Below are 15,294 nucleotides of genomic sequence, written 5' to 3'. Positions count from 1 at the left end.
CACAGCATGGTCGTCACGGGGCAAAAATCACCGGTATCTAACTTAGTCTAGTGCCGAACGGAAGCGCTTCTCGAACTCGTCGGTCGTAGTCGCCACGTAGTCGCGGGTCAGATGGTGCTGGTCCAAGTAGACCCGCACGTTACCGATCACCGGCGGGCAGTCTGGAACGTGTTTGGAGCTCGGGCAAAGCATGTCCGTCATCTCGAAAGTATCGATGCGGCCGCGGGTTTGCCGCACCGGTGTCAGGTCTTCAAGCGGGTTCGTATCCGCCATGGCTTCCGCGGGGTCGATGGCGCACCGTGGGTCACCGGCGGAGTAGACGTCCACACACTCGGCCAGGTTGCGTGCCGAACGCGGGGTGTCCCGCTGGGCCACCACGTCAATGCCGGCATCCAAGAACGGCTGGATCGCTTCTTCGAAACCGGGCACGACGGTTTCCGGTTCGTATTCACCGCTCACCGGGTCAGGCTTCCACGTGATGCTGCCCAAGGCGTACACCGCGTCGGGTTCGGTGTTCAAAATATAGTTGCTGGCCGCCTGCCGGAACTGGTCGCAGCCCATTTGGTCTTGCGCGTCACGGTCCAGGTATGTCCGCTGCCCCGGCAAGGTGAAACGGCATGCCGGCCGGTGCAGGCGGATCACTTGCCAACCGGCCTCATCTGCAATCGGGTCCAAAGCGGTCATCCACTGCTCCAAGTGGGAATCCCCCACCGCCACGATCGTTTTGGTGGCCTTGGCTGGGTCTTCCTCGCCGTACAAGTAGCAGTTCACCAACGCCGGATCATCCGCGCCCAGCTCCTCTGGGCACCGCTGCTTCTGTTCGGCCCACTGTTCGTCAAGCTGAGATGACAGCGGCACCGTCAACGCCGCAGGGGAACCTTCGAATACGAAACCATCTTTCAGTGATTCCGCCCCGGGGTTATCGGTGGGTGTCTGGGCTGCGGCCTGCTCTTTGGTCGCGTTCACATTCGCGGTGAACCCGACGACGACCCCTAAGGTCAGCGCGATCGCCGATACCGGCACCAGAAGGGGGCGCAACTGCAGGCTCCACTTCGGTCCGGTAGAAGCAGCCGCCGCTTCCTTGACGGTCTTGGTCTTCGGTGCCCGACGCGGTAGTCGGAGCTGGCGCTCCTGCGCCAAGGGGTTGATGACCCAATTGGTGGTGGCCACCGCCAACACGATGGAGACCACCAGCACAGCCGCGCCCTTGGCCACCGTCATCGGCGTGCCCGAGCGCTGCATCAAGATCAGAATCGGCCAGTGCCACAGGTAGAGCGCGTAGGCGTGCTTGGCCAAGAACTGCAGCACACCGGTACGCAGGAGACGATCAAAACCGTACTTCGAGCCGGTGTCCCCGCTGAGCATGATGGCAGCGGCCGCCCCCAGTGGCAACAAGCTTGCGGCGCCCGGGAAGTGGGCGTTGGCCAGTAGGAAGCCGGCGCTCAGCAAAGCGGCGGCACCCAGCCAGCCCAGAATGACGCGGACTCGAGCGTGACCGGCCAGTTTGGTGCTCAACCACGGCAGGCTCAGCGCGAGCAAACCGCCGAGGGCGAATTCCCACACTCGCGCGCCGGAAGAGAAGTAAGCGGCCTGCGGATCTTGGCCGATCGCCACCAAAGCGTAGCTGAAGCTCACGGCAGCGACGACGGCGAGCCCGCCGGCCAAGACCCGGCGTGTCCACGGTGCTGGACCATCGGTCTCATGGATGCCCAGCCACGTCAGCCAGCCACGAGCCGAGGCAAGTCGGAGGAGGTACGAGCCGAGGAAGAAAATTCCAAGTAGTAGCAGCGGCCACAGCAGGTAGAACTGGCCCTGAATCGACAGTGACCAGAAGTGCTGTAGCGGTGAGGCCATGGCCGAGGAGGTCGCGTAGTAGTCGACCTGCTCGCCGGCGAGTTCAAAGTTTTGTCCGAAAAAGACGGTGGCCTTGGCTTGAGCCAAGATGCCTTCGAAACGGTTACCGGGTAACAAGAACGCCGAGCCGACGACCACGACCAAGACGAGGAAGACGGTGGCCGGCACGATGCGCAGCGACACCTTCTTCCAGTAGTCCAGGACCTTGAAACGTTGCCCGTTTTCCAGACGGCGGGCGATGGTCCCGGTGAGGAAAAAGGCAGAGAGCATCAAGAAGACATCGACACCGCCGGAGACCCGATTGAACCAGATGTGGTAAACGGCCACCAGCAGCACAGCCAGAGCACGCAAGCCTGCGTACTCCGGAAAAAATGCTTTCTTTGCCTGCGGTTGTGGCCCACGCTTGGGGGCGTCCGCGGCTTGTGGAATCCGATAACTCATAATCCACCCAGCAATCTAACAAAGTTGACTGGGAGTTTTCTCAAAAAGACGGCTTTTCTTCCCCCACAGCCGGTGCTGACGCCGGTTCCTCCACATGGGGCCGGTCCGCATGGGTCATGCTGTCCTAGCGTTTAACGTGACCTCAGCGGCGCAGACCCGCCGTAGCGTTCTTGGCTAACACGTGCGCTTGGAGCAAGCGCCGAAAAGAGCAAGGAGGGTCCGTGGAGACAACACCGATGGCGGGCAATCCCGACCCTCTTGCCGCAGTTGCGACAGATCTCACACTCGAGAATGCTGCCGAGGCCGTCATCGCGACCGAACAGGCCCTGCGCCGTCAGGCTGCTGAAGAATACCTCGGTCTCATTCAATACCTCTACCAGCTGGCACGCGAGGAATCCCCTACCCTCACGCTCGAGCAGTTGACCCTAGAGCTTGTCGAGCAACGCAACGCGGGCCGGCTACTACGCAAGTCATCCGCTGCATTGGCCACACTCAAAGGCTGTGAACCCAAAACCATGCGGGCGGCCCTCATCACGGCCCTCAACCTGTTCCAGCACGGCCCGCAGCTGTTACAGAAACTGCACGCAGGTGTGATTTCGCGAGCCACCGCGCAGACAGCAGCGAACAAGCTCAAAAGCCTGCGGCTGCCCGACCCGAAGAAACAAGCAGACGGTCAACCTTGGGAACCGGCAGACCTCAAGGACGCCACCGCCGACATTCTCGATGGCAAGACCCGACTAGGTCATTCACTGGAAGACCTCGCTGCCGAAGAGCTCACTGAGACTGACTTTGCCACCCGCGCCACCGCAGCGCTCGAACAACACCACCCACACGATGCCGGACAGCGTCACCGGGCGGCCCTAGCCCGACGACATGTGCGCATCAGTGCTTGTGGAGACGGGATGGGCAGACTGGAACTCTACGATGCTGCAGACACTATTCGGCAGATCGCCGACCGGCTGGCCGCGAGCGCGCAACGTAACGCATCTGGCACTGGCAGCCAGAACGACGGCAGGACCCGCACCCAAGTGGAGGCCGACACGCTGACCGATCTCATCTTGGGATCGGGCGACGCCGGTGACCGGAAGCAACAAGGCTCAGCGACAGCCTCGCGTCCAAGCGTGTTCGTCTTGACCTCGCTGACAGACTTCATGTCCGCCGGAGGCCACGTCAGCGATGAGTTCCGCGAGTTCATCGACCGACACTTTCCCCACCTCAGTAAACACGTCAGCACGGCGGCCAAGCCGGCTCCGGAGATGCCGAAAGGCCCAACTCTGGCTGAGACGAGGATCTTGGGCACGGCTCTGCGTCCGCATGCCGATGCCCTGGCCGCCACCCTCTTGAATGCCGGGTTGTTTCAGGTCATCATCACGGAACCGGCCACCGGCTACCCCATCGGCATCGGTGGCTAATACCGGCCACCGCCGATCGTCAAACGACTCCTCGCCCTACGGGATCAGCATTGCCGGTACCCGGGCTGCCGCGCCCCTGCAACCATGTGCGAAACCGATCACGTCCATCCGTTTGCCGAATCCGGACAGACCGCCTATGGCAACTTGGCCCTGTGGTGCAAAGAACATCACACCGGCAAGACGGCCCGCTGGTGGGACGTGACCCCGCTCCCGGCCCAGAGCGACGGCGCGCTACAGATCCCGAATAAGGGTTCGGGTCAGACACATATCAGCCAACCGGAGCTACCGCTGCACCCTGCGGCGTGGGCCGATCATCAACAACGCCAAGATCAGGCCAATGCCCCACCCTTCTAGGACGGCAGGAATGCGCACGACCTTAAACACAACGAGGGCGGACCTGCAGCTTTGTGGCTGAGGCCCGCCCTCGCGGTCAGCGTCGGTACGGAACGCACCGATGCTGGGGAGTTTTAGTTGTTAGTGAGCAGCGTCGTCTGCTTCTTCGGCTGGCTTCTCGGCCACCAGAGTTTCGGTGGTGAGCACCAGCGCAGCGATGGAGGCGGCGTTCTGCAGTGCGGAGCGGGTCACCTTCACTGGGTCGATGACACCGTCCTTGATCAGGTCGCCGTATTCACCGCTCTTGGCGTTGTATCCCTGGTTCTGGTCCATCTCAGCAACCTTGGCTGCGACGACGGAGCCGTCTTCGCCGGCGTTCTGAGCGATCCAGCGCAGCGGCTGTACCAGTGCGCGGCGGACGATGCCTACCGCAGCGGCGGCGTCGCCTTCCAGCGCCTGAATTTCAGGTGCATCATCCAGGGCACGCAAGGCGTGGACCAATGCGGTACCGCCACCGGCAACGATGCCTTCTTCCAGTGCGGCACGGGTTGCGGAGACGGCATCTTCGATGCGCATCTTCGCTTCCTTCAGCTCGACCTCGGTGGCAGCGCCAACCTTGATCACGCCGATGCCGCCGGCCAGCTTGGCTAGGCGTTCCTGCAGCTTCTCACGGTCCCAATCGGACTCGGTTTCAGCGATCTGGCTCTTGATCTGGGCGACGCGGCCTGCCACGTCTTCGGCGGAGCCGGCACCATCAACGATCGTGGTGTGGTCCTTGGTGACGGTCACGCGGCGAGCGCTACCGAGCACATCCAGACCAACCTGATCCAGCTTCATGCCCATCTCTTCGGACACCACGGTGGCGCCGGTCAGGATGGCCATGTCTTCCAGCATCGCCTTGCGGCGGTCGCCGAAGCCCGGGGCCTTGACAGCGGCCACGTTCAAGGTGCCGCGCAGGCGGTTGACCACCAGGGTGGAGAGGGCTTCGCCGTCTACGTCTTCGGCCACAATGAACAGTGGCTTGGAGGCCTGCAAAACCTTTTCCAGCAGTGGCAGGAATTCCTGCACCGTGGAGATCTTGCCACCGTAGATCAGCACCAGCGCATCTTCCAGAACGGCTTCTTGACGTTCCGCGTCGGTGACGAAGTATGGGGAGAGGTAACCCTTGTCGAACTGCATCCCTTCGGTGATGTCCAGCTCGGTGGTCGTGGTGGAGGATTCCTCGATGGTGATGACACCCTCGGTGCCGACCTTGTCGAAGGCCTCGGCCAGCAGTTCGCCAACCTCATCGGACTGTGCGGACAGGGCAGCCACGTGGGCTACTTCGCCGCCCTCGACTGGACGTGCGTTCTGAGCCAACCGGTCAGCCACAACAGCCACGGCGGCCTCGATGCCGCGTTTGATTTCACCTGGAGCGGCACCTGCGGCCACGTTGCGCAGACCTTCGCTGACGAGGGCCTGTGCGAGCACGGTGGCGGTGGTGGTGCCGTCACCGGCAACATCGTTGGTCTTGGTGGCGACTTCCTTGGCCAGCTGAGCGCCGAGGTTCTCGTAGGAGTCCTCCAGCTCAACTTCACGGGCGATGGTCACACCATCGTTGGTGATGGTTGGCGCGCCCCACTGCTTGTCAATGACGACGTTGCGCCCGCGTGGGCCAAGCGTCACCTTGACGAGGTCGGCAAGCTTATCGATGCCGCCCTGCAGCGCTTTACGCGCCGCTTCATTAAATTCAAGCTGTTTAGCCATGAAGAGGGTCTACTTCCTTAAAGCTTATTTTTCGACGATGGCCAGCACGTCGCGGGTGGACAGAACGAGGTAGTCGTTCCCGCGGACGGAGACCTCGGTGCCGCCGTACTTGGAGTAGATGACGACGTCGCCTTCTTTAACATCCATTGGCACACGGTTACCGGACTCATCGAAACGGCCTGGACCGACAGCGACGACGACGCCTTCCTGTGGCTTTTCCTTGGCGGTGTCTGGGATGACCAGACCGGAAGCGGTGGTCTGCTCGGCTTCCTGTGGCTGGACGACGATACGATCCTCGAGCGGTTTGATTGAGATCGACACTTCGGATCTCTCCTTCTTTGTAAAGAGTACGACTGGGATTAATCAGTTGTGTGTATCACGCACGTCAAGGATGGCCAACACTGTCGCGGTAAGAGCGGCCGTGCCCTTCATGCTCATTAGCACCCGGCGCCCCGGAGTGCTAAGAGAAACTCTAAGTTGCCTCTTGGCACTCAGTCAAGACGAGTGCTAAGCAGGCAGCGAAACCGCCAAATAATTACCTCACGCAATTCTTTCCTAATTCGAATTTCATCTTGCACTAAGGTCAGCCTAAGTAGTAGCGTGGGCACCAGCTTCAATTAGGGAACAAGACCGTTCACTAATTAGGCAAGTCCGGCCAGACTGACTGCGTTACCGAAGTCACACCGAGTACTAGAACCTATTCAAGGGAGTTCTGTAATGGAACCACGCGTTGCACCCGCACGCACACGAGGGATTGCCGCAGCGGCAACCGCACTCGCACTACTTCTGGGCATGACCGCCTGCTCCACCGGAGCCGATGCCGCCAAGACGGACAAGGACCCTCAGGGCGAGACTGTCACCGTCGAACAGGCCCAGGGCGAACCCGTAGAAGTACCGGTCAACCCGGAAAAAGTTTTTACCTTTGACCTTGGCGTTCTGGATAGCTTGGATGCCCTCGATGTTGAGGTAGCCGGCGTCCCCGAAGCCGTATACCCCGAAGAAGTTAAAGAGGCCGCCGAGGCTGCCAGCGTGAAAATCGGCTCCATGAAGGAACCTGATTTCGAAAAAATTAATGCCGAACAACCAGACCTGATCATCATCTCCGGTCGCGCCGCTGACTCCTACGATGAGCTGAGCAAAATCGCGCCAACCGTGAATCTGGCGCTGGATAACAAGGATCTTTACGGTTCCTTCAAGAAGCAGACCGAAACCCTCGGAAAGATCTTCGATAAGGAAGCCGAAGTCGCCGATGAGCTTAAGGAAATCGACGAGAAGATCGCCGACGGTAAAGAAGAACTCAAAGATGCCGGCAGCGCCCTGGTGGTTATGACCAGTGCAGGCGAACTCACCGCCTACGGCACCGGCTCCCGCTTTGACTTCCCCTTCTCCCTCCTCGGACTCAAGGAAGCTGCACCGGTCAAGGCTGAAGGCCCGCACGGTCAGTCCATCTCCTTCGAATTCTTGGCCGAACACAACCCAGACACCCTGCTGGTGGTTGACCGGGATAGCGCCACCGGCGAATCCGGGGCCAACGCCAAGGCCACTTTGGACAACGATCTGGTAAAGAACACCAACGCCGCTAAGAACGACAAGATCGTCTACTTGGATTCGGGCCAGTGGTACCTGGTGGGCCTCGGCTTGGACTCCCTGCCGGAGATGATTGACCAAGTCGTCGAAGGCGCCAAGTAAAACCCAGTTGTCCCCAACCATGGGCACGTGCCGGTGTCCGGGGTGATACAGATTCAAACCGACCTACAGCGAAAAGAAAGTTTCATGGCTCTCACAGCGACGTTAGAGAACACGGGCACCACCCTGGTGACCGCTCCGGCCCGCCCACTGAACTGGCGGGACCGACTCACCGGGTCCACCGGGCTGAGCTTCGCGATTGCCGCGCTGGCCGTAATGGCCGTGGTGAGCATGTTTGTGGGCGTCACCGACGTCGCTCTTTCTGATGTTCTGCGCGGGGACTCCGCCGCGTGGGAACTGCTGCAGGTCTCCCGTATCCCCCGGACCGCGGCCGTGATGCTGGCCGGGGCCGCCATGGCGGTTGCCGGTCTGATCATGCAGCTAATGGTGCGCAACAAGTTCGTGGAGCCCTCCACGGTCGGCACCATTGAATCCGCCACCCTGGGTGTCCTCGTGGTCACCTTGGCCTTCCCCGCGGCCGCGTTGATGGCCAAGATGGGGGTTGCCGCTCTCTTCGCGCTCGGCGGCACGGTTTTGTTCATTGCCATCACCCGGACCATCCCGGTCCGCTCCACATTCCTGATTCCGCTGGTCGGGCTCATGCTCGGCGGGGTCATCAGCGCCCTGACCACTTTTGTGGCCTACCGGGTTGACCTACTGCAGACCCTGAACACGTGGATGATTGGCGATTTCTCCGGCGTGCTAGCCGGCCGTTACGAGCTGCTCTGGGTGGTGGCCCTGCTGGTGGCCGTCGCGTTTGTGGCCGCCGACCGTTTCACCGTCGCCGGTATGGGCGCGGATTTCACCACCAACCTCGGCCTGAGCTACCGCAAAACCATGGTGCTGGGCATGTCCCTGGTGGCCATGATCGCCGCCGTCGTCGTAGTGACCGTCGGCGCGCTGCCCTTCCTCGGCCTCATCGTCCCGAACCTCGTCTCCCTGCTCGTGGGCGACAACGCACGCAAGGCCGTGCCGTGGACCGCCGTCATCGGTGTGGGCCTGATCTTGGTCTGCGACATCATCGGCCGAACCATCATCTACCCCTACGAGGTGCCGGTCGGCATTGTCGTCTCGGTGCTCGGTGCAGCCGTGTTCCTCGGCATGCTGATCCGCCTGTTCCGCAAGAACCGCGCCTAAACCGTCACCGTCGGTACGGACCACACTCGTGTCACCACTTCTTTCCACCCCGGCCCGCCGGGTGCACCGCTTTGAAGGACTGCTCACCCCACGCACCTGGCTGTGGGTGCTCGGCGCCAGCTCCCTCGTTCTGATCGGGCTGTTTTTGTTCTACGGCATCGAAGGCGGCTTCGCCTACGCCGTGAACCGCCGACTCTTATCAGTCATCACGATGGTGCTGGTGGCCTACGCCGTCGGCATGTCCACCGTCCTGTTCCAAACGGTCACGAACAACCGCATCCTGACTCCCTCCATCATGGGCTTCGATGCGCTTTACCTGTTGATCCAGACCGCCGCGGTCTTCCTGTTTTCCGCTGGCGCGTTGACTTCCGCCCCGGAACCGTTGAAGTTCGTGCTGAACACGGTCTTGATGACCGGCTTCGCCATCGTGCTTTACCGCTGGGTGTTCACCGGTCAGGGCCGCTCCCTGCACTTGCTGTTACTGATCGGCATTGTCTTTGGCACCCTGTTCCGGGGGATCGCCTCCCTGCTGCAACGGCTGATGGATCCCAGCGAGTACATCATCCTGCAGGACTTGTTCTTCGCCAGCTTCAACCGGACCAAACCCGATCTGTTGCCCTTTGCTCTGCTGGCCCTGGTCGTGGTGTCCATCCCGGTGGTGTTGTGGCGGCACCAGCTGGATGTGATGAACTTGGGCCGGGAGGTCGCCATCTCTCTGGGTGTGCACTACAAGCTGATCTCCACCGGGGTGCTAGTCATCGCCGCGGTCATGATCTCCGTGTCTACGGCGCTGGTGGGGCCGGTGACCTTCTTTGGCGTGCTGGTGGCCAATCTGGCCTACCAGGTCTCCAGTGGCAAGCACCGGTACACTCTCCCGGCGGCCGTCCTCATCGGCGTCATCGCGCTGATTGGTGGCCAATTCCTGCTCAGCCACGTGTTGGGGCTTTCCACGGCACTGAGCATCATCATTGACTTTGTGGGCGGTATTGTCTTCATCGCCCTGCTCTTGAGAGGACGGTTGCGTTGATCGAACTGGAAAACCTGACCAAAAGCTACGGGGAGCACACCGTGGTCGATGCGGTCACCACGCAGATCCCCGCTGGCGGGATCACCTCGATCATCGGGCCCAACGGTGCCGGCAAATCCACGCTGCTGTCCATGATGGGGCGTCTGCTGCCGGCCGATGCCGGGCATTGCCGGATTGATGGCCACGACGTGTTCACCACCGACAGCAAGCTCATCGCGCAGAAGATGGCGATCCTCCGGCAAGAAAACGTGCTGACGGTACGCCTGACCGTGCGGGATCTGGTCGGCTTCGGTCGCTTCCCCCACCACCAGGGCCGGCCGACCGAACAGGACCGGGTCAAGGTAGAACAGGCGCTGGATTATTTGGATCTGCTGCCGTTTGCCGACAAGTTTGTTGACGAGCTCTCCGGTGGTCAGCGGCAACGGGCCTTCATCTCCATGGTGTTGGCTCAAGACACCGACTACCTTTTTCTAGACGAGCCGCTGAACAATCTGGATATGCGGCACTCGGTCCAGATGATGCGGCTCTTAGCCCAGTTGAGCCAAGAGTTGGCCAAGACCGTGGTGATCGTGATTCACGACATTAACTTCGCGTCCTGTTACTCGGACCAGATTTTGGCGATGAAGGACGGCCGGCTGATCGATCAGGGAACCCCGGAGGAGATGATGAGCACCCCGCGGTTGCGCGCGATTTACGACATCGTCATTCCGGTAGAAGTCATCAACGGTCAGCGCATCGGGATCTACTACCGCTAGCGCCCCGGTTGAGTGCCACGTTGTGTTCTAGCCGAGGTTGGCTAGGGCACAAGTTTAGCGACGGCGGCGTCGGCCTAGGCCGGTACCCCAGCCACCGACCACGATGCCGATGAACGCCAGGCCGAAGATCACAAAGACCGGCACAAACGGCACGGAGACGCCCTCGATTTGGGCGGATTCGCCCTCCGGACGGCTGGTGGCCGACTCCGCCAGGGTCTGGCTGCCGGCAGCAAAAACTTGGAACACGGCCATGCCGATGAGCAGCAGGGCCGCAAGGAAGCCAATGATGAGGCTGATGATCAGCAGCAGCCGGAACCGGGCATGACGGCTTGAGACCGGTTCTTCGGTCCGCGCCTCGTCTTCTTCCACGGCGTCAAAGGCACCGATCACATCTAGATCGGTGCGATCTTCGGCTTCTCGTTCCATCTGCGGCTCCATTTCCTTGATGTCACAAAATGATAACAAGGTTTGGCTGCTGCGTGCTTGCTACAGTGAGACCATGTCTGCCCCATCCCAAGCGCAACGCTCCCTAACACCGCTGCTCACCCCTGAAGGATGGGAGCTGGTGAACTCCCTACCGGCGTATGATTCTGCGGACAGTGATCGGCTCAACCGCCAATTGCGTGCAGCCGGGCATAGCCCCGAACTGGTGGCTGCGGCCCTGACCCAGCAGCAACTACGTGCCCAAGCTCACAGCAAGTTCGGGGAGTTTGCGCAGCGGATGCTGCTCACCAGACACGGTTTAGAGCAAGCAACCCGGTTACCCGTGGCCGCCCATCACGCCCAACGCTTCGTCCACGTCGGGGTGCAACGGGTGATCGACGTCGGCTGCGGCATCGGTGCGGACACCATGGCCAATGCCGCGTTGGGCACTGAGACGGTGGGCGTGGAAATTGATGAAGCGGTGGCGGCGGCTGCCACCGTGAACCTCATGCCGTTCCCGAACGCCACCGTCGTGCACGCCAGCGCCGAAGACTATCTGGCCAGTGCAGATTTGGCCTCTGCCGGGTTGTGGTTTGATCCGGCCCGCCGCCAGGTTCATGCGGCCGGGGGTGCCGCCAAGGTGTTTGACCCGGCCGAATACACGCCCTCCCTCGATTTGATTGGGTCTTTGGTGGATGCTGGGCATCCCGTCGGCGTCAAACTGGCACCCGCAATGCCGCACGATGCGCTGCCGCGCTCGGTGCATGAGCGCGGGGAGATCCAATATGTCTCTCACAACGGGGACTTGGTGGAAGTGGTGCTGTGGTTCAATGAGCTGGCCCGGCCGGGAATCCGCCGCAGCGCACTGGTCCTGCAGGACGATGCGGCTCCAACCGAGTTCACCTCCAGTGTGCCGTTGCCGCAGGCGGGTGTGCCCGCGGTACGGGGCCGTGCCGGCCTGGACTCGCTGCTGGCGGGCGGTTACGTGTACGAGCCGGATCCGGCGTTGATTCGTGCCCGGCTGCTGGATGTGGCTGTGGAGCAAGTTGACGGGTTCCTGTTCGATGAGCACATCGCCTATTTTGGTGCGCCAAATCTGCATGCCGGCCCCGGATTTACGGCCTACCGCTTGGAAGAGATCAGGCCCTACAACGTGAAGAAGTTGCGGGCTTGGGTCAAAGAATCAGGCATCGGGTCCTTGACGATCAAGAAGCGGGGCATGGATGTGACGCCGGAGGAACTGCGCAATCTGCTGCTGGGCAAACTCAGCAAGGCCGAGAAGGAGGCCGGCCGACACCAGCACCTCATTCTGACCCGGGTGGGACAGGAACGGCTCGCCCTGGTGGTCAGCCCGGCAACGACGGATTCGGCTGCCTCGTAAGCTGTCGCGCTAGTCGAGCGGAAGCGGACTAATCCGTGGCAGTGCCGCAGCCGGTTCCGGCAGGATACTCCCCCACCGTGACCGGGAGCTTGCCCGGTGCCGGCGCCGCCCCGGAAAGCACTTTTGCCAGCGCCGCCATGGCGGCCGGACCCCGACCGTAGAGCGCGTACTTGTGTTGGGCCCGAGAACGGGCCAGCGGCCACGGGCTGTTCAGGGTGACGGCGGTGGCGGCATCGACGCTGAGCTGGTCAACCCCGATCAAGGCCACGGTCCCCGCCCCCGGTGCGCCTGTGGCTGTGCCCTCGGCGTCAACGTCGGCGAGAGCGGTGCGCAGTAACTGTTGCTGCGTGGCATCCGCACCGATCACGCTCGAGGCAGCTGACGCCGATGCCGTGGGTGTACATTGGCCGGAGAGATCGGTGATGGCTTTGGCGAAGACCAGTTCGATGAAGGCGCTGTCGCTGCCAGCGTCCTCGACGTCTTGGTCCGCCAAAAGCCGCTGCTGGTACAACTTGGCGGTGATCACGGTCGTGGCGGCGTCGGCCAGCCGCGCGGCGGACAACTCTTTCGCGCTGACCGCGCTGACGATCCCGGCGTGCGCTTGAGCAACATCGGCGGGCATCACCACCAGGTCCGCACCGGCCTTCAACGCGGCGACGGAAGCCTGTGCTGAACCGTACTGGTTCACGATCGCGCCCATGTTCATGGCGTCGGTGACATTCAGGCCCTCGAAACCCAGCTCTTCTTTGAGCGTGGTGTAATTGGCCTTCTTGACGGTGGCCGGCACGGTGGGGGCATCCGGGGTGGCCAAGTGCCCGCTCATGACGGCCGGAATGCCGTCACTGATCGCATCCACGAAGGGCTGCCACTGTGTGCTCTTCAGCTCCTCCAGCGGCTGATCGTAGACCGGTAGGCCGTAGTGCGAGTCGGTGCTAACCGAGCCGTGGCCGGGAAAGTGCTTGATGACCGGCAGCAGCCCGGCCTGGGTCAAACCGGTGCTGGCGGCACGCACCAGAGCAGACACCGCGGCGGGTTTGCCGGAGAAGCTGCGGGCCCCGATCACCGGGTCCGTGGCTCCGGCGGTGACATCGGCGACGGGGGCAAAGTCCATCGTCACGCCCAGCTCGGTCAGTTGCGTGCCTAGGCGACGGTAGCCTTCTGCGGCTAGCTCGGTGGCTTCCTCGGGGTCAATCTCGTAGATGGCCCCGTAGGCCATGGCGGTTGGGAACGGGGTTTCTTTTTTGAAGTAGCGTTGGACCAGCCCGCCTTCTTGGTCGATGCCGATCAAGGCCGGCACGTCATGACCGGAGGCTTTCCGCGAGGCGGCATCGAACGCCGCGGTGAGTTTTTTGGTCCCGGCCGCCGTGGAAATGTTGGTTTCCATCAGGATCAGTCCGCCGAGCTTGGTGCTGGCGATGACGGCAGAGTCGATCCGTTGTGTCCCGGGCAGGGAGGCCATCAGGACTTGGCCGGCCTGTTCGGCCACGCTCATGTCCTGCACAATCTCTTTGGCTTCGGCGGCTTCAGCCTTGGTTGGCCCCCAGCTGAGGGTTTCTGCGCTGGGTTCTGGGCTCGATGTGTCCGACGGCGATGGTGAAGACTGCCCGGCCCCGCCTTGTCCTTGGCCCGCCGCTGGGCTCGTCACACTTTCGTGGGGTTCTGCCGGCGTGGTGGGCCCGCAAGCGGTCAGCACACCGAGGATCATCAGCAGGGCGATCACCGTGGTGGCAAGGCTAGAGTGTGCACGCAGTTCTTTCACGCCTTACAGCTTAGTTCGAACCGGGATACTGTTGGTCATTGCAGCCGGATTGTCACGAATACCACCTGCGGGTTAAAGCAATTACACTTACCACCAGTAGCGTCTGCTGTTGGCCTCTACCCTCGCGTCGATGACGCCGTCGCGGTGGGCCGTACGTGGCGTGAAACCAGTTCAAGGAGGGCCCCATGCAGACCGAGTTCAAGACCTCGGAACGATCAACCATTGGTGTTGAATGGGAGTTCGGTTTAATTGAGGCCGAAACCGGCAAACTCTCCTCCTCTGCCCCGCAGGTGTTGGCCGAGCTGTCCGAGTCTGGTCACGGTAAAGAAGATGTGGAGACTAAAGCCCACATCACCAACGAGTTTTTGCAAAACACCATCGAATGCGTCACCGGTGTGCACCACGAGGTGGCCCAGCTCAGCGACGAGCTGCGCGACTTGGTTCACCGCGCCCGCAAGGTCACCGATGACCTCGGCATCGAACTGTTCTGCCAAGGCACCCACCCGTTCGAGGACGCCAGCTCCCAGCCGGTGACCGAGGGGGAACGCTACGCGACCTTGGTGGAACGCACCCAATATTGGGGCCGGCAGATGCTGATCTACGGGGTCCACGTCCACGTTGGGCTGGACCACGTGAACAAGGCGATGCCGGTACTGGATGGGCTGTTGAACCACATGCCGGATTTCTTGGCGCTGAGCGCCTCCTCCCCGTTCTGGTCCGGGTTGGCTACCGGTTACGCCTCCCAACGCGCCCTCGTGTTCCAGCAGCTGCCCACCGCCGGGCTGCCGTTTCAGTTCCCGGATTGGTCCGGGTTTGAGAACTGTGTGGCCGATATGCACAAGACGGGGGTCATCGAGTCGGTGACCGAGGTGCGCTGGGATATTCGGCCGGTCCCCCGGTACGGGACCATTGAGATGCGGGTCTGTGACGGGATGGACTCCTTGGCAGAGGTTGAAGCCATGACGGCGCTGACCCAGTGTCTGGTGGACGATTTTTCCGCCCGGCTGGATACCGGTGAGCAGATCCCGACCATGCAGCCGTGGCATATCCAGGAGAATAAGTGGCGCGCCGCCCGCTACGGTTTGGACGCGGAGATCATTTACGATGCCGCCGGGACCGAACGGCTGGTCACCGACCACCTAGAAGAGACGCTCAACCGGTTGGAGCCGGTGGCTGCCCGGCTCAACTGCGCAGCAGAGTTGGCCAAGGTGGAGGATATTCTGCGCCACGGCCCCGGGTACAAACGCCAGGAAAAGTGGGCTGCCGAATCCGGTGGGGACTTGGCCACCGTGGTGCTGAATTCGGCTCGACGCACGCGGGAATCGACCCGCTGATCCGCC

Annotated in this window: 13 protein-coding genes; 8 read left to right on the top strand and 5 right to left on the bottom strand. The window is 61.9% G+C overall.

The window, feature by feature from the left end; genetic code table 11:
• Positions 1-42 precede the first annotated feature (42 nt).
• Positions 43-2,295 (bottom strand): acyltransferase family protein, encoded by a 2,253-nt coding sequence (locus ACFFFR_RS05960; protein WP_377458699.1) that lies wholly within the window; start codon positions 2,293-2,295, stop codon positions 43-45.
• A gap of 221 nt (positions 2,296-2,516) precedes the next feature.
• On the opposite strand from ACFFFR_RS05960, the gene ACFFFR_RS05955 reads away from it, so the two are divergent.
• Together ACFFFR_RS05955 and ACFFFR_RS05950 are read left to right on the top strand one after the other, a co-directional pair.
• Entirely contained in the window at positions 2,517-3,707 is a 1,191-nt protein-coding gene (locus ACFFFR_RS05955; RefSeq protein ID WP_377458697.1) for a 13E12 repeat family protein, read from the top strand.
• 15 nt (positions 3,708-3,722) lie between these two features.
• Positions 3,723-4,061 (top strand): HNH endonuclease signature motif containing protein, encoded by a 339-nt coding sequence (locus tag ACFFFR_RS05950; RefSeq protein ID WP_377458804.1) that lies wholly within the window; start codon positions 3,723-3,725, stop codon positions 4,059-4,061.
• Positions 4,062-4,181: 120 nt separating this feature from the next.
• Here ACFFFR_RS05950 and groL read toward each other — a convergent pair whose 3' ends face one another.
• The gene (gene groL, locus ACFFFR_RS05945; RefSeq protein ID WP_377458695.1) at positions 4,182-5,786 is read right to left on the bottom strand and encodes a chaperonin GroEL; all 1,605 of its coding nucleotides are present in this window, start codon (positions 5,784-5,786) and stop codon (positions 4,182-4,184) included.
• A 24-nt stretch (positions 5,787-5,810) separates the two neighbouring features.
• A complete protein-coding gene (groES, locus tag ACFFFR_RS05940; protein WP_377458693.1) occupies positions 5,811-6,107 on the bottom strand; it encodes a co-chaperone GroES in 297 nt (98 codons plus the stop codon).
• Between the two features lie 396 nt (positions 6,108-6,503).
• On the opposite strand from groES, the gene ACFFFR_RS05935 reads away from it, so the two are divergent.
• The 4 genes from ACFFFR_RS05935 to ACFFFR_RS05920 all read left to right on the top strand — a co-directional run bounded on the left by ACFFFR_RS05935 (position 6,504) and on the right by ACFFFR_RS05920 (position 10,391).
• Positions 6,504-7,475, top strand: a complete 972-nt coding sequence (locus tag ACFFFR_RS05935) for a siderophore ABC transporter substrate-binding protein (RefSeq protein WP_377458691.1) — start codon at positions 6,504-6,506, stop codon at positions 7,473-7,475.
• Positions 7,476-7,559: 84 nt separating this feature from the next.
• Positions 7,560-8,609 (top strand): ABC transporter permease, encoded by a 1,050-nt coding sequence (locus ACFFFR_RS05930; RefSeq protein WP_377458689.1) that lies wholly within the window; start codon positions 7,560-7,562, stop codon positions 8,607-8,609.
• A 28-nt stretch (positions 8,610-8,637) separates the two neighbouring features.
• Positions 8,638-9,636, top strand: a complete 999-nt coding sequence (locus tag ACFFFR_RS05925; protein ID WP_377458687.1) for an iron chelate uptake ABC transporter family permease subunit — start codon at positions 8,638-8,640, stop codon at positions 9,634-9,636.
• On the top strand, positions 9,633-10,391 hold the full coding sequence (locus tag ACFFFR_RS05920; RefSeq protein ID WP_377458685.1) for an iron ABC transporter ATP-binding protein: 759 nt from the start codon (positions 9,633-9,635) through the stop codon (positions 10,389-10,391). The genes ACFFFR_RS05925 and ACFFFR_RS05920 overlap by 4 nt, the downstream gene beginning before the upstream one ends.
• A gap of 54 nt (positions 10,392-10,445) precedes the next feature.
• On the opposite strand, the gene ACFFFR_RS05915 is transcribed toward ACFFFR_RS05920, so the two are convergent.
• Positions 10,446-10,817, bottom strand: a complete 372-nt coding sequence (locus ACFFFR_RS05915; RefSeq protein WP_377458684.1) for a hypothetical protein — start codon at positions 10,815-10,817, stop codon at positions 10,446-10,448.
• A 73-nt stretch (positions 10,818-10,890) separates the two neighbouring features.
• Between ACFFFR_RS05915 and ACFFFR_RS05910 the strand changes: the two genes are divergently transcribed.
• Positions 10,891-12,195, top strand: coding sequence for a class I SAM-dependent methyltransferase (locus tag ACFFFR_RS05910; RefSeq protein WP_377458682.1), 1,305 nt, complete (start codon positions 10,891-10,893; stop codon positions 12,193-12,195).
• A 28-nt stretch (positions 12,196-12,223) separates the two neighbouring features.
• Here ACFFFR_RS05910 and ACFFFR_RS05905 read toward each other — a convergent pair whose 3' ends face one another.
• Positions 12,224-13,954: a glycoside hydrolase family 3 protein gene (locus tag ACFFFR_RS05905; RefSeq protein WP_377458680.1), complete on the bottom strand. Its 1,731-nt coding sequence runs from the start codon at positions 13,952-13,954 to the stop codon at positions 12,224-12,226.
• Positions 13,955-14,139: 185 nt separating this feature from the next.
• Between ACFFFR_RS05905 and ACFFFR_RS05900 the strand changes: the two genes are divergently transcribed.
• A complete protein-coding gene (locus ACFFFR_RS05900) occupies positions 14,140-15,288 on the top strand; it encodes a glutamate--cysteine ligase (RefSeq protein ID WP_377458678.1) in 1,149 nt (382 codons plus the stop codon).
• Positions 15,289-15,294: the final 6 nt, after the last annotated feature.

The organism is Micrococcoides hystricis (assembly GCF_042434215.1).
Classification (GTDB): Bacteria; Actinomycetota; Actinomycetes; order Actinomycetales; family Micrococcaceae; genus Micrococcoides; species Micrococcoides hystricis.
The sequence above is the reverse complement of the archived record's forward strand: the minus strand, read 5'-3'. Positions and strand labels throughout refer to the sequence as shown.